The organism is Lysobacter tyrosinilyticus (assembly GCF_054779815.1).
The window spans coordinates 1061786-1082079 of record NZ_BAAGXN010000001.1 but is presented as its reverse complement, the minus strand read 5'-3'; the positions used below and the strand labels follow the sequence as shown (position 1 = coordinate 1082079).

Sequence of the window (20294 nt, the reverse complement as noted above, 5' to 3'; positions counted from 1 at the left end):
GATGAGTTCCACTGCCCCCACGCGACTGCGCAGCGCACTGTTTCGTGCGTTGCGCGCCGCGTTCCGCGCGCTGCCGATAGACGAAGCACGGCGCGATGCGTGGCGTCAGCATTTCCTCGCTCGCTTCCCTTCCATCCGCCCTGCCACCGCACGCGGCATCGCCGGCATGACCGGCGGCCGTCGTCCGTACGTCCACGCAGGCGGCCGCGCACTGGGCTACGTCGAACACCGCATTGGAGCGCTACCGGACCCCTTGCCGGCCACGCTCGTCGCCTTCTATCTGCCGCAGTTCCACGCCATTCCCGAAAATGACGCCTGGTGGGGCAAGGGCTTCACCGAATGGCGCAACGTGACGCGCGCGCTGCCGCAGTTCGAGGGCCATGCGCAACCGCGCCTTCCGGGCGACCTGGGCTTCTACGACCTGCGCAATCCACAGGTCATGCGTGACCAGGCCAAGCTCGCTCGCGAATACGGCATCGGCGCGTTCTGCTTCTACTTCTACTGGTTCGGCGGCAAGACGCTGCTGGAGGCGCCGCTGCAGCAATGGCTCGACGATCCATCGATCGAGCAGCCCTTCTGCCTGTGCTGGGCCAACGAAAACTGGTCGCGCCGCTGGGACGGCCGTGCGGACGACGTCCTCATCGCACAGGCGCACGACGCGGACGATGACCTGGCCTTCATTGCACACGCCACCCGCTACCTTCGGGACCCGCGCTATCTGCGCCACGAGGGCAAACCGCTGCTGCTGGTGTACCGGCCTGGCCTGCTGCCCGATGCAGCCGCCACCGCGAAACGCTGGCGTGCATGGTGCCGCGACAATGGCGTCGGCGAAATCCACCTCGCTTACGTGCAGTCGTTCGACAGCGTCAATCCGGCGCAGATCGGTTTCGACGCGGCGGTGGAATTCCCGCCGAACCTGTCGACGCCGCCCTCGCTGTCGGCGCAGCAACGATTGATCAATCCCGACTTCGATGGCGACGTCGTCGACTGGCGCGAACTCGCCCGCGATTACGAAAGCCGGTCGTTGCCCGCGTATCCGCTGTTTCCCGGCGTCAATTGCGGATGGGACAACGAACCCAGGCGCGCCGGACGCGGACGCGTTCTGGCGCACGCTTCGCCACATCGCTACGGCCAGTGGCTGCGGCGAACCATTACCGAACGTCTCGGCGCGACCGCACCGGATCGGCGACTGGTGTTCATCAACGCCTGGAACGAATGGGCCGAGGGCGCGGTGCTCGAACCGGATGCACGCCTTGGCCATGCGTGGCTGCAGGCAACGCGTGACGCGCTCATCGCCGCCACGCATGCGCCTTCGGCAATGCAGCAGCGCGTGTGCGTCATCGTGCACGCGTGGTATCCGGATACGTTCGGGGAAATTCTCGAAGCCCTGTCGCGCTCAGGTATTGCCTACCGCCTTGTCGTCACGACGGCACCGGAAAAAGTCGACGCGATCCGATCGATCCTTGCCCGCTCGGGCATCGCGGCCGAGATCGAGGTCGGTGAGAACCGCGGCCGCGATGTTCTGCCATTCATTCGCGCCGCCACCCGACTGCGTGCGGAAGGCGAGGACGTCCTGCTCAAGCTGCACACCAAGCAATCGCCGCATGTCGCCGATGGCGCGCGCTGGCGGCAGGAACTGGTGCACGGGCTGCTGGGTGACGCGCATTCGGTGCTGGAGGCATTTGCATCCGATGGGCATCTGGGCCTGGTCGCGGTGGAAGCACACCATCCCTCCCTAGCCCAGACCTGGGGCGCGAACGAGGACACCATGCGCTCCCTCGCCGCGCGCCTCGGCATCCGCGAGCCAGATGCGGCGCGCGACCGGTTCCCGTCCGGAACAATGTTCTGGACGCGATCGGCGGCGCTTTCGCCTTTGCTGGATGCGCACCTGGCGGAATCGGACTTTGAAGCCGAAGCCGGTCAGATCGACGGAACGCTCGCGCATGCGATCGAACGCATGGTGGGCATCTGTGTCGATGCGGCCGGGTTCCGCACCATGACTCGCCCCGACCAGCACTGAAGCTGGTCGGGGCATCTCAACGGTTTTGGCAGTGCCGCTTCGGGATCCTCGGGATCAGCAACCAGGGACCAGTCCCTACGCTGGCGCCATCAGTGAGGCCAGAGTTCGAACTCCCAGGATGCGTCGGTTCCGGTTGTCGGCAGTCCGGTGGCGATGTGGTCGCCGAATTGACCGAACTTGGACTTTCCGTCGAGCACGTGCAGCTCGGTCTTCCCGGATGTCCCAGTGCGATAGATCGCATAGATATCCGCGATGCCGTCGCGGTTGTAATCCGCAAGCTTGAAGTTCCATTCGTTGCCCGTACCGGTCGGTTGAAGCGCGGTCTCGACCTGCAGCAACGGAACCTGGAAGCCGCTCGCACCGCTGAACACCCGCACTTCCGTATGCTGCGCGCCCGCGCGATTGATGCAGTACAGGTCGAGCACCTTGTCGCTGTTGCGGTCGGCCAGGCCGAACTGCCAGTCGTTGGCGGTTCCCGTCTGAGGCAGTCCAGTGGTGAGGTGCGCGAGATACGTCTGGAAATCGGTCGCCCCATCGACGACATGGACTTCGGTCGTGCCGGACGCGCCGATACGATAGATCGTGTAGAGATCGGTGATGCCGTCGCGGTTGTAATCGCCTAGGCGGAAGACCCATTCCAGCCCGGTACCGGTCACCGGAAGGACCGTCGAAACCTGATGTAGCGAGGTTTGATAGTCGTGCGCGCCGTCGAGCACGGTGATTTCCGTGTGGCCCGAGGCGCCTTGCCGATGGATGGAGTACAGGTCCGGCACGTCATCGTGATTGAAGTCGGCCAGGGCGAACTGCCACTCGTTGTCGGTCTGGGCCAGGCTGGTGGGCGCCTGCAGCTTGAACGCCTGGTACCAGGATTCGCCGGTAAGCACATTCACGTCGGTGAACCCTCCGCCTCCCGACTTCGAGATGGCGTACAGCGACACGAACGGAGTCGGAAGCGACTCGACCGTGGCGCGGAATTGCGCCACCAGTGGCATCGTCTCCGACATGCTGTGCGCATTGTCTTCCCGCTCCACGGTGCCGCAAGGCGCGCCGCCGCACGATGAAATGAGCGGATTGGAGAAGACGCGATACCGGGTCTGGCTGGGCCGCCGGTTGGACATGATGGTCGCGATGTCGGACGCGGTGCCATCGGTGCTGTAACCGAACGAATACGGTTGGTAGCCGTACTCCTCGGGATCGAGCAGGTCGTTGTCGTTGTCGGAATCGTCGCTGCCCATGGACGAGACCACGTCGTGCTGCTGGCCAAAGCTGTGGCCGAGCTCGTGTGCCAGGTGCACATCGGGACAGGTGGCGCCGTTGGAGGGGAACATGTCGCCGCTGGAATCGCTGACCACCACCGTGCCGAACGCAGCGCTGTTCGCATCGATCGGGTTCTGACCGCCGCCCAGCATCCAGGCCGAACCACAACTTACGTTTTCCGGCGCCACGTACTTGCGGACCAGAACGAGCAGATCCGCACCGTACGTCTCCCGCGCGGCAGTCAGCGGCTGCAAACCGACCGACTGCGTAATCGGCGCACAGTCAAAACGCGCAGAGCTCATGTAGTTGGCGCCGCTGACCTGCTCCGTGCAATTCATGCCTGTAAGGTCGAACAACGCTGCACGGTCCGACGTATCGTCGGGGTAATCCACCTGCCGCGCGTGCACGAGCCGGACTTGCGCGTTGATGCCGCTGGCCAGGTAAGCCTGGTTAGTAACGTCCAGCAGGAAGTTCACACGGGTGCGGGCCTGCGAATCGCCGCCCAGCCGCGCCGCGAACCCCTTGGTGAAGCCCACCGCGATGTCGACCAGGGTCGGCTTCGGCTGCGCTGCGTCCATGACAGCGACTTGCTGAACCACCGCACCGCTGGTTGCGGCAGTGGGAACCTTCAGGTTCGGAAGGCCGAGCATGTCATCGACATTCGCAGTCTGGCTGCCATCGGCTTGCCCACTGTCCACCAACCAGGTCGAACCAGCTTCGGTGGTCAGCTTGAGGTCGGCCTTGCCCTGTCGGATAACGCCAAATACCGCCTTCTCGCCGAACGTCAGCACGGTTTCCGTGCCGGGTGCGCTTCCGCGCTCGCGTCCTACCCAGGTCCAGTTGCCATCCGGATGCTCGAAATGACGCTCATAGTTCAGGCGGATGAGCTCGCCATTGGGCGCGCGCACCGTCATTCCACCCTCGGCAATGGCGCGCAAGGCGTGCGCTTCACTGAGCTGCACCGGGTACCAGACCGAACCGCTGGAATGGACCACCCGACGGTTCTGATCGTAGGCGAGGAGTTGCCCACGGTCCGGATACGCCGCGACGGACGACGTGCCCTTACGCAGGCCCATCGACCCGGCCGCCCCCACGGAGGCGGTGCTTGGCGTCACCGGCATTCCGGTATCCGGACGATCCATCGCAATGAGCCCGCCGACGACCAGGATTGCCGCGGCAGCGACGAGAAGAACGCGCATATCCCCATCCCCCCAGGCCCGTGCTTGGGCCGGTACTTGTAATACGCATTTCCCCTGGCGAAGGCGGCCACAAGCGCATGTGGGCATACGGGATGTTGCTTAATTCTTCACGCAGCGCACACACGCCAACGTTCAACTCGCATTTGCATCGGCTGTGGCGTGAAAAAGGCAAAGCACGCTGGATCGCTCGTAACACTGGCGATCGAGCGAGCGCTCTGCATCTGCGCCGAGGAAGCCGTCAGGACCGGCCGCAACCAGCCCTGAAGCCGCATCGAAACCTCAACGAAAGCCGCCCAGCTCGAACTCCCACGCGTCATCGCTGCCACTGCTCGGCACCGCCGTGGCAACGTGCACCGGGAACAGCTGGAATCCGGACGCGCCGTCCGCCACGTGCACCTCGGTCTTGCCCGACCCACCATTCTTGAAGATCACGATCAGGTCGAGCACGCCGTCGCCGTTGTTGTCGCCCAGCTTGAAGTTCCAGTCGTTGTTCACGCCCGTCGTCGGCAGCGCCGTCGCCGCATGCACCGGGAACGTGTTGAAGTTGGTCGCACCGTCGGCGACATGGACCTCAGTCTTGCCTGACCCGGTGGCACTGCGCAGGATCACATACAGGTCAAGAATGCCGTCGTGGTTGTTATCGCCCAGCAGGAAATCCCACCGACCATCGGTACCGGATTGCGGCAACGGCGTGGCGATGTGCGCGAGCCAGCTGCCGAAATTGTCCGCACCGTTGAGCACATGCACTTCCGTGCCGGTCGCGCCGCTGCGTGCGATCACGTAGATGTCTGGCCGGCCGTCGCGGTTGTAGTCGCCGACCCGGAAGATCCAGCCGTTGTCGGACCCGGTCGGGAATAGCGCGGTGGCCGTGTTGAGCAGGAAACTGCGGAAGTAATCGGCGCCGTTGAGCACGTGTACTTCGGTGGTTCCCGATGCGCCCATGCGGAAGATCGCGTAGAGATCGAGGACGCCGTCGCCGTTGTAATCGGCCAGCTGGAAGCGCCAGGCGTAGTCCGAACCGGTCTGGTGCAGGATGGTCGCCTGATGCAGCAGGAACGACTGGTAGCCCTGGAACTGGTCCGCCACGTGCACTTCGGTCATCCCCGACAGGCCGGTCTTGTAGATCGCGTAGAGATCGAGGTTCTGCTCGCCGGGCACCGTCGCCCGGAACTGCGCGACCACTGGCATCGTCTGCGTCATGCTGCGCGCGTTGTCCGCCGTGGCCGCGTCGCCGCACGGCGCGCCACCGCACGCCGTGATGAGCGGGTTGGCGTAGACGCGATACCTGGTCTGGCTGGGCCGCCGGTTGGACATGATCGTGGAGATATCGGCCCCGGTGCCATCGGTGCTGTAGCTGAACGAGTACGGGTGGTGACCGAACTCTTCGGGATCGAGCAGGCTGCCGTTGTTGTCGGAATCGTCGTCGCCAGCGGCGTTGACCACGTCGTGCTGCTGGCCGAAGTCGTGGCCGAGTTCGTGTGCCAGCTGCAATTCGGAACAGGTATTGCCGTTGTCGGGGAACATGTCACCGCTGGAATCGCTGACCATCGCCATGCCGAAATCAGCACTGCTCGCATCGAGCGGAGTCTGGCCGCCGCCCAGCATCCAAGCGGAACCGCAACTGACTTGTTCGGGATCCTCGAACTTGCGGACGAGTACGAGCAGATCCGCGCCGTACCGGTCGCGTGCAGCGAGTAGCGGTAGCAACCCGGCGGGCCGTGTAATCGGCGTGCAGTCGACGCGCCTGTCGCTCAGGTAGTGGCTGCCGTTGGTTTGCGTCGTGCAATCCACGCCCGTGAGCTCGAACAGCGCCGTCCGGGCGGGCGTGAGATCCGAATAATCCACCTGCAGCGAGCGCACGAGACGGATCTGGGCATTGATGCCGCTGGCCACGAACGCCTGGTTGGTCATGTCCACAAGAAAGTTCAACCGGGTGCGGGCTTGCGATTCGCCGCCCAGACGCGTCGCGAATCCCGCCGTAAAGCCCATGGCGATGTCGACGGTCGTGGGTGTCACCGCCGCCGCCGCGGCGGGCATGCTGGCAAGCCGTTTGACGGTATTGCTGGAGGCCCGCAGGGGTTCGGGCACACTCCCCGCCTTCGGGACCGCGAAAGCCTCGTCATTCGCGGCCAGCCGATTGCGATCGATCCGGCTGTAATCCGTTTCCACCAGCCAGATTGAGCCAGCCTCGGTGGCCACACTCAGATCCGCGTTGCCTTGGCGAATCGTGCCAAACACGGCCTTCTCGCCGAAGGTCAGCACGGTTTCCGTACCAGGCGCCCCTCCTTCCTCGCGCCCCACCCAGGTCCAGTTGCCATCCGGATGTTCAAAATGACGCTCGTAGCGCAGATGCAAGGTCTGGCCATCGGGCGCACGCACCGTCATTCCGCCTTCGCCGATGGCGCGCAGTGCGTGTGCTTCACTGATCTGTACCGGGTGCCAGGTCGATGCACCCGAATGGATCACTTCCCGGTCCTCATCATAGGCAAGCAATTGCCCTTGGTCCGGATAGGCCGCGACGGATGACGCGACCTTGCGCGGACCAATCCCGACGGCGCTCAAGGACCTCACAGAGGCGGCGTGCGATGCCACAGGCATCGGGGTACTCGGACGATCTACCGTAACAAGCAGGCCGACGGCCAGCATTACGGCAACAACAAAGAGAAAGGCGCGCATGTACCTGTACCCCAATGCCCCCTGTCGGGCTGGTACTTGTAATACGCATTTGAACAGGCGATAGCGGCCACATTCACGCACCCCAACCAAGGATGCTCTCGCATTTTTCATGCCGGGCATACGCAGCTGGCGCACCGCGATTTTTTAACTTCGCATCGAGTTCTATTCACTTCGCATTGACGGCCGACACGTCAATTCGCTCCGGCTTTCGATTCGCCGCGTCGACGCTCAACGATTCACCTAAGCGTTGAAGTACGAAATGATCTTCGTGCGAAGGAAACCGGGAAGAACACGCCACGCCTCCGTACAAGCCCCCCGAAAGGGTGATATCGAAAGCAGACCCGCACGCCGCGGAAGCGCGCGCCAGGTTCACATGCACTCTGGTCGCTGCCGCGAAGGGTCCTGCGTCGCGCTCAGAGCGTCAGGCTCCACGAGCGAACATGAAGTAGGTCCGCGACCGAAGCGGTCGGCTTCAGAAGATGGCGACACCCAGTGATTCGCGCTGTGGTCGCACGGAACGAGCGAACAAATGGCGGCGCGTCAGCGCGCCGCCATCTTCAGCCTTCAGCGGAAGGTACCCAGCTCGAACTCCCAGGTGTCGTCGCTACCGGTGTTGTGCAGCACGGTGGCGATGTGCGCCGTGAACGTGCGGAACGTCGAAGTACCGTCCAGGACATGTACTTCCGTGTGTCCCGAGGCGCCCTGCTTGGCGATGGCGTACAGATCGAGCGTGCCATCGTTGTTGTAGTCGCCCAGCTTGAAGTCCCACGCGTTGTCGCTGCCGGTCATGTGCAGCGCCGTCGCAGCGTGCAGCGGGAAGGTACTGAAATTGGTCGCGCCGTCCGCCACGTGCACTTCGGTCATGCCCGAGCCCGTGTTGTTCTTCAACACGATGTAGATGTCCGGCTTGCCGTCCTTGTTGTAGTCGCCCAACAGGAAATTCCACGTGCCATCCGTGCCGGTCGTCGGCAGCGGTGTGGCGATGTTGGCGAGGTAGGAGGTGTAGTTGGTCGCACCATTCATCACGTGCACTTCGGTGTGCCCGGATGCGCCGTTGCGCGCGATGACGTAGATGTCCGGGTGACCATCCTGGTTGTAGTCGCCGACACGGAACATCCAACCGTTATCGGTTCCCGTCGGATGCAACACGCTGGCGGTATTCAGCAGAAAGCTCTGGTAGTGGTTGGCACCATTGAGGATGTGGACTTCGGTGGTTCCCGACGCGCCCATCCGGTTGATCGCGTACAGATCCAGGAATCCATCGTTGTTGTAATCCCCCAGCTGGAAGCGCCACTGGTAGTTCGAGCCGGTGTTGTGCAGGTAGGTCGCCTGGTTCATCAGGTAGGACTGGTAGCCCGACTGCTGCCCCATCACGTGCACTTCGGTCTTGCCGGAAGCGCCCTGCTTGCCGATCGCGAACAGGTCGAACGTTGGCGTCGGCGTCGTCACGACCGTGGCTCGGAATTGCGCGATCAACGGCATCGTCTGGGTCATGCTGCGCGCATTGTCGGACGAATTGGCCACGCCGGCTGGATGGCCACTGACGGGTTCGATGACATTCGGATTGGCGAAATAGCGGACAGCGCGCTGACTGCTGTCCGGCAGGCGATATGCCATCACGGTGTAGAACCCGGTAGTCGACGTCTCGCGATAGCCGTAGGAATACTCGTGTGCGCCCTTGTCGCCGCCACTGTCCTCGACGTTGTGCTGCTGGCCCATGTTGTGGCCCAGTTCGTGCGCAAGCGTCTCCTTGCGACACACGTAGGTCTTGTGGTCGGTTTCATCCAGGTCGCCGCGATCCAGGTCGTCGCTCACCACCGAATAGCCGAAGTAGGAATCGGAGCTGTCGATCGGTGACAGGCTTCCGCCGATCAGCCATGCGATGCCGCAACCATCGTTTTCCGGAGTACGGAATCGGCGGACCATCGATACAAGATCGGCGCCGTACTGCTCGCGTGCCGCGCGCAACGCACTGAAGGCCGCATCCGGGGGAATCTTGCCGGTGCCAGGGCCGGTACCTGACTTGTAACCGCTCAGCTTCGTCAGAGTGTCATCGTTGCTGGTGGCGTCCGGATAGTTCACCGAGAGCGTCTTTACCAGACGAATCTGCGCATTGATCTGGCTGTTCGCATACGCCTGGTTGGTGATGTCGACGAGATTCTGCAAGCGGGTCACGGCTTGCGAGTCGCCACCCAGTTCGCTGGCGAATCCTGTCGAATAGCCCAAGGCCACATCGACCGTCGTCGCGGCGGTGGCGGTGGCAGCGGCTGACGTCGGACTGGACGCCGTCGCGGTTGCCGTTGCGGTGCTTGTCGTCGCGGCGGTCGCCAGCGACGCGGCCAGCTCAGGCGGCACGACGAAGTCGGGCTGCTTGGAATCCGGGTGATGCTGCTTGCTGGGGTCGGCCTCAACCATCCAGCTGCGTCCCTCCAGCGTCGCCAGATGCAGTTCGTAGCGACCGTGTTGCGGGATGCTGCCGAATACCGCCTTCTCGCCGAAGGTCAGGACGGCGTCCTCGCCGTAGGCATCGCGGCCCACCCATGTCCAGTTGCCGTTCGGGTGTTCGATGTGGCGCTCGTACTGCAACCGGATCGGCTGGCCATCCGGCGCGGTCACGGTGATCTCGCCGGACGTTACCGCGCGCAAGGCATGGGCTTCACTGATATCGGCGCGATACCAGGTAGACGCGCCTTCCTTGCGTACGACGCGTTGCGCCGGGTACGCGACCAGATCGCCGTGGTCGGCGAGACCGGCGAAGGCGGTCGTTCGCAGCACGGCGCCCGCCGGGCTGAGCGGGGCCGCAGCTTGTGCCTTGGCCATCGCGCTGGCGGTGGAACCGGACTGCGGGACTGACTTGGAACAACCGCCCGACAAGGCTGCCAGCAGCAGGATCGGGGAACTCAGGAGCAGAACGCTACGCATGGCGAAACACCCGGTGGCATGCGGGCATCGTGCGGGCTCCGAGCACCGCAATCAATGGTGCGGTGTCAAGCTTTTGGCGATTGGTCAGCCCGTACCGACCGACCGTCAGGCCGCGCTGATCGAGACGCCGGTTTTTTCCCGGAGTTCGTCCAGGGTCACCCCGGGGGCCAGTTCACGAAGCTGAAGGCCCGATGCGTCCACGTCCATTACCGCCAGCTCGGTGATGATGCGATTCACCACACCCACGCCGGTGAGCGGCAGGGTGCATTCGGGCAGGATCTTGTGCTCACCGTTCTTTGCGGTGTGTTCCATCAGCACCACCACCCGCTTCACGCCCGCGACCAGGTCCATCGCGCCGCCCATGCCCTTGACCATCTTGCCGGGCACCATCCAGTTAGCGAGATCGCCTGTGTCGGTGACCTGCATGGCACCGAGGATAGCCAGGTCGATGTGGCCGCCGCGGATCATCGCGAAGGAATCGTGGCTGCCGAAATAGCTCGCGCCGTCTCGGGCGGTGACCGTCTGCTTGCCGGCGTTGATCAGGTCGGCATCGACTTCCGAGTCCAGCGGGAATGGACCGATGCCGAGCAGGCCGTTTTCGCTCTGCAGCCACACATCCATGCCTTCGGGAATGAAATTGGCCACCAGCGTCGGCAGGCCGATGCCGAGATTGACGTAGGCGCCGTCGGTGAGTTCCTGCGCGGCGCGTTGCGCCATCTGGTCGCGGGTCCAGGGCATATGAAAATTCCTCAGGTCAGACGGCGCGCGTGGTGCGCTGCTCGATGCGTTTTTCGGGCGTGGCATTCACCACGATGCGGTCGACATAGATGCCGGGCAGATGCACGTGATCCGGATCGATCTCGCCGACTTCCACCAGCTGCTCGACTTCGGCGATGCACACCTTGCCGGCCATCGCGCAGGCAGGATTGAAGTTGCGTGCGGTCTTGCGGAACACCAGGTTGCCGGCCTTGTCGGCCTTCCATGCCTTGACCAGTGAGACGTCGGCCTTGAGCGCGGTTTCCATTACATACCAGTGCCCGTCGTCGAACTGGCGCGTTTCCTTGCCCTCGGCCACGACAGTGCCGTAACCGGTGCGAGTGAAGAACGCGGGAATGCCCGCGCCACCGGCACGCAGGCGCTCGGCGAGCGTGCCTTGCGGGTTGAATTCGAGCTCGAGTTCGCCCGAGAGGAACTGGCGTTCGAACTCCTTGTTCTCGCCGACATAGGACGAAATCATCTTCTTGATCTGTCGCGTGGTCAGCAGCATGCCGAGGCCGAAGCCATCGACGCCGGCGTTGTTGGAAATCGCGGTAAGTTCCTTCGCGCCGGTATCGCGCAATGCGGCGATAAGCGACTCGGGAATGCCACACAGCCCGAAACCGCCCACGGCGAGCGTCTGCCCGTCTGCGATCAGTCCCTGCAGCGCCGCGGCGGCGTTCGGGTAAACCTTGCTCCTGGCGGTGGCCACGGCCATCGTGCGACTCCAAGTGGGGAGGCGCGAAGTTTAGCGCGAGCACGCACGGCGCCATACCGTACTTTCGGGCATGGTCCGGAAGCCGCTACTGGTCGAACTTGACTTCCGTATTGCGTCCGCGTAGCGGTCCGTCAAAAAAAGAATGGGCGCGATATTCGCGCCCATTCCGTTGTCTTGCGCTGCACTTGCTCAGCGACCAGGCACGCGACAACAGGTGGCATATGCCGTACCCGTTCGCGGAGTGCCGCCGCTGTTGGCAGTGCGGCAGAAATAGCCATTCAGGTTGGGAAACGCATTGATCATGCCGTCGGCGGAAGTAAACCCGGCGCTGTTGCAACCGCCGCCGGTGACGGTGTATCCGGCAGGACAGTTGGCCGTCGCGGATCCCGTGCTCAGCGCCGCCATGCTGATGTCTGCCGTCACCGTCGTGCAGTCCAATGCAGTCGCATGCGGGGCGTCGTAATAGCCCACGATGTCCACGACGTAATGCGCGGTCTTTTCGCTGAAGATGCGGAAATCCACCGAACCGGTCGTTCCCAGCTTGACCGTCACGGCGTTGCTGAGCACCTGACCCGCCTGATAGATCATGGCGGCGGCAGTCGGCTGCGTGCCACTGGCGGGGTACAGCGTCGCGAATCCCGTCTGCGACGGCGCCACCGCAGTCAGATTGACGACGATCGCTTCGGGGCTCTGCCCGGTCAATCCGCAGTCCGTCGCCGAACCACCCTGCGAGGTGAAGTTGGCAAAACCCCATGCAAAGAAGCCGCGATTGGTTCCCGCTGCGATCGCGCCAGCACCGGTGCCGCGGGTATCGACGATTCGGCACGGCTCAACCGCCGTGAACACCAGGTCCTCGGTCGTATCGCCGAGCGCCGCCGGAGTGATGACGCCATCGCTGGACTTGGCAAGCGCGGTGATGACCTTGTCATCGCTCAGCTTGTGTCCGGCGCCATCGAGTGTGGCCAAGGCGCCTTCATACGTGGAGCGCTGCAACGCGTTCTGGAAATTCACTGGGTCCGCATGTACGAACGTAGCGACCATGCGCTTGGACCAGGTGCGAACATCGATGCCATAGACCTGGCTCGCGTATGTGCCCCACTTGCGCACGAACTGCCCAGCCAGCTGACCGCGTTCGCTGGGAGTGAGTGTCGTCTTCATGGACCGTGCGGGAGGAGCCGCATCCTGCGCGCTGCTGGCACCGGCGCACACCATCATCACCGCCGCGATTGCGCAGCTCAATTTGAAGTTAGCTTTCATCCTTTTCCCCATTTCCCCAATTGGATTGGACGTGCTCGAGCACGCAGGCAAAATTCTTTCTGCCCAACTCACTAACGCCATCGTCAGTCGAAGGCGGACAGTGGCGCGGGTCTGCCAATACCCTTCACGGCCTTCGCGCTGCGGATTTCCATGTGCGGCCGCGCCGGGGATGACCTGCTTGTCGACAACTTCGCGTTTGCTGCCGGGTCGCGCCGTCATGCTTGCCACGCTGCGGCATGGAAGCGCAGGAAATGCAAGCCGGCGCTGGGGCGGCAGCCAGTCTCGCTGGTAGCGATGCCTGCGCCGACGAGGGCTCTCCGCTAGAATTGGAGGTCCTCGGCCGCAGGGCCTTGAAACCCCCAGGATCCCCTCCCGATGAAGATTCTCGTCGGCTACAAGCGCGTGGTGGACTTCAACGTCCGCATCCAGGTCAAGCCGGACGGCTCCGGCGTGGTCACCGATGGCGTCAAGCTGTCGGCCAACCCGTTCGATGAAATCGCCCTCGAAGAGGCCCTGCGCCTGCGCGACAAGGGCATTGCGACGGAAGTCGTCGTCGCCACCATCGCCCCCGCCGACGCCCAGGCACACCTGCGCAATGGCCTGGCCATGGGCGCCAACCGCGCCATCCACGTGGTCAGCGACCAGCCGATCCAGCCACTGACCGCGGCCCGCACCCTGCTCAAGCTGATCGAGAAGGAACAGCCGGATCTGGTCATCCTCGGCAAGCAGGCCATCGACGACGACGCCAACCAGACCGGCCAAATGCTGGCCACGTTGTGGGGCCGACCGCAGGCCACGTTCGCTTCGAAACTCGAAGTCGCGGGCGGCAAGGCCACGGTGACGCGCGAGGTCGATGCCGGCCTGGAAACGCTGGAAGTCGATCTGCCGGCAGTGGTCACCACCGACCTGCGCCTCAACGAGCCGCGCTTCATCAAGCTGCCGGACATCATGAAGGCCAAGAGCAAGCCGCTGGAGTCGATCAATTTCGCCGACCTCGGCGTCGACACGGGCGACACGCTCAAGACCACGCACTACGCCGCGCCGGTCAAGCGCAGCAAGGGCGTGATGGTGAAGGACGCGGCCGAACTGGTTGCCGCACTCAAGGCTAAGGGGCTGCTGTGATGAGCAAGGTACTGATCGTCGCCGAACATCTGGACGGCAAGCTCAACGCATCCACCGCCAAGTGCGTCTCCGCCGCACAGGCACTGAAGCCCGAAGCCATCGACATCGTCGTGCTCGCCGCCGATCCGGCCGGCATCGCGACCGCAGCCGCGCAGATCGCCGGCGTGTCGAAGGTGCTCACCATCGCCAATGCCGCCAACGCCAACGCGATCGCGCAGGTGCAGGCGCCGCAGATCGCGAAGGCTGCTGCGGGCTATTCGCACGTGTTCGGCCCGTCGACCACGTTCGGCAAGGACCTGATGCCGTGCGTCGCCGCGCTGCTTGGCGTGGCCCAGGTCTCCGACGTGATGGCCGTCGAGGGCAGCCATACCTTCAAGCGTCCGATCTACGCGGGCAACGCGATCATCACGGTCGAAGCGCCGACGGATCACACCGTGGTCGCGACCGTGCGCACCGCCTCGTGGCCTGAAGCCGCGCGCGGCGGCAATGCGGCCGTGGAAGCCGTCAACGTCGATGCCGCACTGCCGACGCACACCCGTCATGTCGGCCTCGCCGCCGGCAAGTCCGACCGTCCGGACCTGCAGAGCGCGAGGCGCGTCGTCTCCGGTGGTCGCGGCGTCGGTTCGGCGGAGAACTTCAAAATCATTTACGACCTGGCCGACAAGCTCGGTGCCGCAGTGGGTGCCTCGCGTGCGGCCGTCGATGCCGGCTACGTGCCGAACGAATTGCAGGTCGGCCAGACCGGCAAGATCATCGCCCCCGAGCTGTACGTCGCGGTCGGCATTTCCGGCGCCATCCAGCACCTCACCGGCATCAAGGACGCCGGCACGATCGTGGCGATCAACAAGGATGGCGATGCGCCGATCTTCGAGATCGCCGACATCGGGCTGGTGGGCGACCTGTTCACCCTCCTGCCCGAGCTTCAGAACGCGCTCTGAGGGGACAAACCCCGGACCAAAGAAAAAGCCGGCTTTCGCCGGCTTTTTCTTTTGCTGCTGGTCAGTGCATCAGCGACCGGGAACGCGGCAGCACTGCGCGGTGCCTTCGACCGTGATCTGACCACCGGTCAGATTGGTACCTGCGCAACGGGCCGAGACCTGCTCGTTCGACGTCATCAGACCATTGGTCGCCCAGGACGCCTGGCCAACACTCAGGGTGCGGCAGTTGGCGCCCGTCAACGCGAACCCAGCGGCGCACGACGGAATCGCGAAGTCGAAGTTCGCGGACGCCGCGATGTTCTGGCTGATGAACTGCGGAGCGCATTCCGGTTCAATCGCGTGCGGGAAATCGTAGTAACCGACGATGTCCACGATGTAGTTCGCGGTGCGCTGGCTGAAGATGCTGAAGTCGGTCTCACCGACGCTGCCGAGCGTCACCGTCGCCGCATTGCTGAGGATGACGTTGGGGTAATAGATCATCGTCGCCGTGGTGGGCACAGCTGCGGCCGCGGCGGGGTACAGGGTTGCATAGCCCAGCTCGGTTTGACCGACCACGGTGACGTTCACCACGATCGCTTGCGGCGCTTGGGCCAGAAGCCCACCGCAATCCGTGGCGGAGCCGCCCTGCGGAGCGAAGCTGTCAAAGCCCCACGCATAGAAGCCGCGACTGGTGCCGCCCGTGATCGCACCCGCACCGGTGTTGCGCGTATCCACGACACGGCAGGGCTCAAGCGGGGTGTAGACCAGGTCTTCGATGCCGTCCGCGGCAGAAGACGGCGAAATCGTGCCGGTCGTGGACATCGCCAGCTTGGTGATGACCTTGTTATCGCTCAGCTTGCGGCCACGGCCGTCGAGTTCCGCCATCGCGCCTTCGTACGTCGAGCGCTGCAGGGCGTGCTTGAAGTTGGTCGGATCAGCCTGGACGAACGTCCCTACCATCCGCTTCGCCCAGACATGCACGTCCATGCCGTACACCTTCTGCACGTAGGTGCCCCAGCGCATCACGAACGACTTGGCCATCTCGCCTCGCTGCGAAGGCGAAAGCGAGCCGGCCCGGACCGTCGTCTGGTCGGCCCGCGCCGCATTGACAGTTCCCGCCGACATCGCGAGGGCAGCGGCCAAGGCCGCCCAGATCACAGCACGCTTCATTTTTTCTTCCCCTTGAGTTGTGGATGCCCACCCCGGGACATCCGATCATTTGTTACCCAACCAAGACTGATTGGTCGCCGCCAGCAACGGGCGACTTTACTGCACCACTTCCAACCTTGCCCCGGTCCGGCAGAACGCCTGCCACTTGCCGTTGGATTGGGACACCAGCACTTCGTACGCACCGGACGCAGGCAGCGTGCCTTCGCCCTCGAAACCGATCATTTCCCGACGCGGATCGTCGCCAGCCATGTCCGGCCGGGGCATGCGCCCCATCGTCAGATAGACATCGCCGTTCGGTCCCGCGCCAATCGGCCGCAGAACCAGATGAACCAGCTCGGGGGCCGGGTGTGCAGCATCTGCAACGTTGGCCCAGCCCGAAAATACGCCCGGCTGCCCGGCCTTCAATTGCGGGTGAGCTCGCACGGACTTCTGGTTGACCTTTTCCAGGAAGCACATGGCCCCAATGGACGAAGCCACCGTGCCTTGCAGCGCTTGCGGCCTCGCATCGCTGGAAACCGGCTTTTTCCCCTGACCGCTGCATCCGGCGGCCAAAAGACAAACTGCTGCCGCCAAGCAAAACCACTGTTTCATGCCCACCCCGTCTTCATGTTCCCTGGGCCGTCCACGGGGCGCTCCCCACCAGCCAACGCAGATGGTAGCTCGATCCGGCACTCAGTCACACATCCATGGTCGGACGCAGCACGTCAGGGGCCACACGTGACGGCATGGCGGTTCATACGCGTCGCTATAATCGCCTGTCGGCCATCAGAAGCGGCCGATTTTCAGTGAGGATGCATGGAACAACGGGCGAATTCGGTCTCGCGGAGCGACACTCCGCTCTGCGTTGACCTCGACGGAACTCTACTCAAGAGCGACCTGCTTCTGGAGTCCGTCCTCTCTCTCCTTTCGCGAAACCCGCTCTATGTATTCGCGCTTCCGTGGTGGCTGCTGCGAGGCAAGGCTGCGCTGAAGCGAGAGATTTCGTCGCGTGTCGAGCTTGACCCGCGGCATCTTCCCTACGACGAACGCCTGCTCGCGCAATTGCGCGAGGCATCCGACCGCACCCGGGTGCTTTGCACCGCGAGCGATGCGCAGCTCGCCAACGCCGTCTCCGAGCACCTGGGACTGTTCGACGTCGTACTGGCCAGCGATGGCGAAACCAATCTGTCCGGAAGCCGCAAAGCCGACGTACTCGCTGCCCGCTTCGGCGACCGCGGCTTCGACTACATGGGCAACGACCGCATCGACCTTGCCGTCTGGCGGCGCGCCCGCCGCGCCTGGGTCGTGAATGCGTCGCGCAGCCTGGCTGCGCGCGCTGCCACGGAGTGCGAGGTTGCCGGGCATTTGCCTCCCCAGGGTCGCGGCTTGCGCACCTGGATCAAGGCGATCCGTGTGCACCAATGGCTGAAGAACCTGCTGGTGTTTCTGCCGTTGCTGGCTTCGCATCGGCTCCTGGACGCTCCAGCCGTCATCAATTCGGCCCTGGCGTTCGTCTCGTTCGGGCTATGCGCTTCCGGCGTCTATCTGCTCAACGACCTGCTCGACCTTCCTTCCGATCGGCAGCACCCGCGCAAGCGTCTGCGGCCGTTTGCTTCCGGCACGCTCTCGCTGCTGCACGGAATGATTGCCGCGCCCTTGCTGACGCTCAGTGGTCTAGCCGTGGCATTCGTGGTCAACCCCATGTTCATGGCGGTCCTGCTTGCGTATTACTGCATGACGCTTGCGTACTCGCTGCGGCTGAAGCGCGTGGTCATGGTCGACGTCGTGCTGCTGGCGGCCTTGTATACCGTGCGCATCATCGGCGGTGCCGTCGCACTGGAATCGGTTCTGTCCTTCTGGATGCTGGCGTTCTCGATGTTCCTGTTCCTCAGCCTGGCACTGCTCAAGCGCTACGCGGAACTCAGCGTGATGCTGGCGGACGGCAGAACGACGGCGAGCGGCCGCGGTTACATCGTCGAAGACCTCCCGCTATTGCAGTCGCTGGGCGGCGCGAGCGGCTACCTGGCGGTGCTGGTCCTGGCGCTGTACATCAACAGCCCCGAGAGCCTCGTGCTGTATCACCGCCCGCAGCTGCTCTGGCTGCTGTGCCCGGTGCTGCTTTACTGGGTCAGCCGAGTGTGGGTCATTGCGCATCGCGGCGGCATGGACGACGACCCGGTCGTCTTCGCCGTGACGGACCGAGCAAGCCAGGCATTGCTGCTGATATCCGGCGCGATAGTGGCCAGCGCGATCTGATGACCGCAGCCGGCCAATCTTGGGGGCGTTATCCCCGTGCCGATCACCTCGTCCATGAGGTGACGAACAGGCACGTCCCGTTGCCTTCGTTCGAAGGCACGGCCCTGCCCTTCGGCAATGGTCGAAGCTACGGCGACAGCTGTCTCAACCCGGATGGAACCTTGCTGCGCGCACGCAGCCTCGATCGCTTCATTGCCTTCGATCCGGCTACGGGCGAGCTGCAATGCGAAGCCGGGGTACTGCTCGGCGAGATCCTTGAACAGGTCGTGCCGCGTGGCTGGTTCCTGCCGGTTTCTCCCGGAACGCGCCAAGTCACCGTCGGCGGTGCCATCGCCAACGACGTGCATGGAAAGAATCACCATGCTGCGGGCAGCTTCGGCCACCACGTGGAATGCTTCGAACTGCTGCGCAGCGATGGCAGCCGCATCCTGTGCCGGCCTGGAGATGCACATGGTCTGTTCGAAGCGACAATCGGCGGACTCGGGCTGACCGGACTGATCACCTGGGCCAGCATCAGGCTCAGGCGCATCAGTGGACCTTGGATGGATGCCGAGACGATCCGTTTCGGGTGTCTCGACGACTTCTTTGCGCTCTCGCGCGAATCGGCTGTGAATCACGAGTACACCGTCGCGTGGATCGACTGTCTTGCGCGTGGCGCTGCCTTGGGGCGCGGATTGTTCATGCGCGCCAACCACGCGCCCGCCTGTCCGGAGCGTCGCCCTGCGCCGCCACACGAGCGGCGGTCCATGCCGGTTACGCCACCGTTTTCGCTGGTCAACCGGCTCACGCTCAGGCCTTTCAACACGCTCTATTACTGGCGGAATCGCGCTCGTTCGCGCGGCGTCGTGCATTACGTGCCGTACTTCTATCCACTCGACGGCATTCGAAACTGGAACCGCATGTATGGCCCCCGCGGCTTCCTGCAGTACCAATGCGTGCTGCCACCGTCCGAGGCGCGCGAGGGCATCGCGGCCCTGATGCGCGAAATCGCCTCCAGCGGCAGCGGCTCATTCCTTGCAGTGCTGAAGGAGTTCGGCACGCGCGAATCGCTGGGACTGATGTCCTTCCCGCGCCCGGGCACTACGCTTGCGCTCGATTTCCCCAACGACGGCCGCGGCGTATTCGAGCTGATGGAGCGCCTGGATCGCATCGTCGATGCTGCCAATGGCGCGGTCTATCCGGCGAAGGATGCACGACTGGGCGGAGCGAGCTTTCGGCGCGCGTTCCCGCAATGGGAAAAATTCTCCGACTTTGTCGATCCACGCTTTTCTTCCGGCTTCTGGCGCCGGGTAACAGAGACCTCATGCAAAGAATCCTGATCATCGGCGCCACCTCCGCGATCGCGGAGGCAACGGCGCGCCTTTATGCCGCGCGTGGATCGGCGCTGTTCCTCGCCGCGCGCGACGCGACCCGCCTGGAGAGCATTGCTGCCGATCTGGCAGTACGCGGAAGCTCGGCGATTGGCACATTCACCCTCGATGTGAATGACCTCGACCAGCATGCCGCCATGCTCGATGCCGCGACGAAGGCAATGGGCGGAAATATCGATATCGTGCTGATAGCGCATGGCACCCTGCCCGACCAGGCTGCGTGCGAAGCATCATGCGAACTCGCAATGCGCGAGTTCGCGACCAACGGCACCTCCACCATCGCGCTGTGCGCCCTCGTTGCACAGCGTCTCAAGGCGCAGTCTTCGGGCACGCTGGCCGTGATTTCGTCGGTGGCGGGTGACCGCGGCCGCGCAAGCAACTATGTGTACGGCAGTGCGAAGGCGGCGGTAAGCGCGTATCTCAGCGGCTTGCGCCAGAGCCTCAATGCAAGCGGCGTCAATGTCCTGACGATCAAGCCTGGATTCGTCGACACACCGATGACCAGGGCATTCAAGAAGGGCGCGCTGTGGGCCACGCCGACACAGATTGCTCGCGGCATCGTCAGGGCCGTCGACGGACGACAGTCCATCGCCTACCTGCCGTGGTTCTGGTTCCCGATCATGCTGGTCATCCGCTCGATCCCAGAATTTATCTTCCGCCGCATCCGGCTGTGAC

The 20294-nt window shown here is 63.9% G+C and carries 14 protein-coding genes; 6 read left to right on the top strand and 8 right to left on the bottom strand.

The features are described from left to right. Window position 1 precedes the first annotated feature (1 nt). On the top strand, window positions 2-2020 hold the full coding sequence (locus tag ACYVGK_RS04605) for a glycoside hydrolase family 99-like domain-containing protein (RefSeq protein WP_460732051.1): 2019 nt from the start codon (window positions 2-4) through the stop codon (window positions 2018-2020). Between the two features lie 89 nt (window positions 2021-2109). Here the strand turns inward: ACYVGK_RS04605 and ACYVGK_RS04600 are convergent, their stop codons facing one another. The 6 genes from ACYVGK_RS04600 to ACYVGK_RS04575 all read right to left on the bottom strand — a co-directional run bounded on the left by ACYVGK_RS04600 (window position 2110) and on the right by ACYVGK_RS04575 (window position 12805). Continuing rightward, window positions 2110-4476 carry a reprolysin-like metallopeptidase gene (locus ACYVGK_RS04600; protein WP_460732050.1) on the bottom strand — a complete coding sequence of 789 codons (2367 nt, stop codon included), beginning with the start codon at window positions 4474-4476 and terminating at the stop codon, window positions 2110-2112. A gap of 279 nt (window positions 4477-4755) precedes the next feature. Continuing rightward, window positions 4756-6942, bottom strand: a complete 2187-nt coding sequence (locus ACYVGK_RS04595) for a reprolysin-like metallopeptidase (protein WP_460732049.1) — start codon at window positions 6940-6942, stop codon at window positions 4756-4758. 774 nt (window positions 6943-7716) lie between these two features. After that, window positions 7717-10074, bottom strand: a complete 2358-nt coding sequence (locus tag ACYVGK_RS04590; protein WP_460732048.1) for an FG-GAP-like repeat-containing protein — start codon at window positions 10072-10074, stop codon at window positions 7717-7719. Window positions 10075-10179: 105 nt separating this feature from the next. After that, complete coding sequence (locus tag ACYVGK_RS04585; protein ID WP_460732047.1) at window positions 10180-10812, bottom strand: CoA transferase subunit B; 633 nt, start codon at window positions 10810-10812, stop codon at window positions 10180-10182. Window positions 10813-10828: 16 nt separating this feature from the next. Beyond that, window positions 10829-11548: a CoA transferase subunit A gene (locus ACYVGK_RS04580; protein ID WP_460732046.1), complete on the bottom strand. Its 720-nt coding sequence runs from the start codon at window positions 11546-11548 to the stop codon at window positions 10829-10831. 189 nt (window positions 11549-11737) lie between these two features. Then, entirely contained in the window at window positions 11738-12805 is a 1068-nt protein-coding gene (locus ACYVGK_RS04575; RefSeq protein WP_460732045.1) for a hypothetical protein, read from the bottom strand. Window positions 12806-13180: 375 nt separating this feature from the next. On the opposite strand from ACYVGK_RS04575, the gene ACYVGK_RS04570 reads away from it, so the two are divergent. Further along, window positions 13181-13927, top strand: coding sequence for an electron transfer flavoprotein subunit beta/FixA family protein (locus tag ACYVGK_RS04570; RefSeq protein WP_460732044.1), 747 nt, complete (start codon window positions 13181-13183; stop codon window positions 13925-13927). Next, window positions 13927-14865, top strand: a complete 939-nt coding sequence (locus ACYVGK_RS04565; RefSeq protein WP_460732043.1) for an electron transfer flavoprotein subunit alpha/FixB family protein — start codon at window positions 13927-13929, stop codon at window positions 14863-14865. Before ACYVGK_RS04570 ends, ACYVGK_RS04565 begins: the two co-directional genes overlap by 1 nt. Window positions 14866-14934: 69 nt before the next feature. Here ACYVGK_RS04565 and ACYVGK_RS04560 read toward each other — a convergent pair whose 3' ends face one another. Further along, the gene (locus tag ACYVGK_RS04560; protein ID WP_460732042.1) at window positions 14935-16014 is read right to left on the bottom strand and encodes a hypothetical protein; all 1080 of its coding nucleotides are present in this window, start codon (window positions 16012-16014) and stop codon (window positions 14935-14937) included. 96 nt (window positions 16015-16110) lie between these two features. Continuing rightward, window positions 16111-16605 (bottom strand): hypothetical protein, encoded by a 495-nt coding sequence (locus ACYVGK_RS04555; RefSeq protein ID WP_460732041.1) that lies wholly within the window; start codon window positions 16603-16605, stop codon window positions 16111-16113. 204 nt (window positions 16606-16809) lie between these two features. Between ACYVGK_RS04555 and ACYVGK_RS04550 the strand changes: the two genes are divergently transcribed. The 3 genes from ACYVGK_RS04550 to ACYVGK_RS04540 are packed head-to-tail and all read left to right on the top strand — an operon-like array spanning window position 16810 to window position 20293. Then, window positions 16810-18249 (top strand): UbiA family prenyltransferase, encoded by a 1440-nt coding sequence (locus ACYVGK_RS04550; protein ID WP_460732040.1) that lies wholly within the window; start codon window positions 16810-16812, stop codon window positions 18247-18249. Further along, window positions 18249-19568: an FAD-binding oxidoreductase gene (locus ACYVGK_RS04545; RefSeq protein WP_460732039.1), complete on the top strand. Its 1320-nt coding sequence runs from the start codon at window positions 18249-18251 to the stop codon at window positions 19566-19568. The genes ACYVGK_RS04550 and ACYVGK_RS04545 overlap by 1 nt, the downstream gene beginning before the upstream one ends. Continuing rightward, window positions 19553-20293, top strand: a complete 741-nt coding sequence (locus ACYVGK_RS04540; protein WP_460732446.1) for an SDR family oxidoreductase — start codon at window positions 19553-19555, stop codon at window positions 20291-20293. The genes ACYVGK_RS04545 and ACYVGK_RS04540 overlap by 16 nt, the downstream gene beginning before the upstream one ends. The last annotated feature ends 1 nt before the right edge of the window (window position 20294 follow it).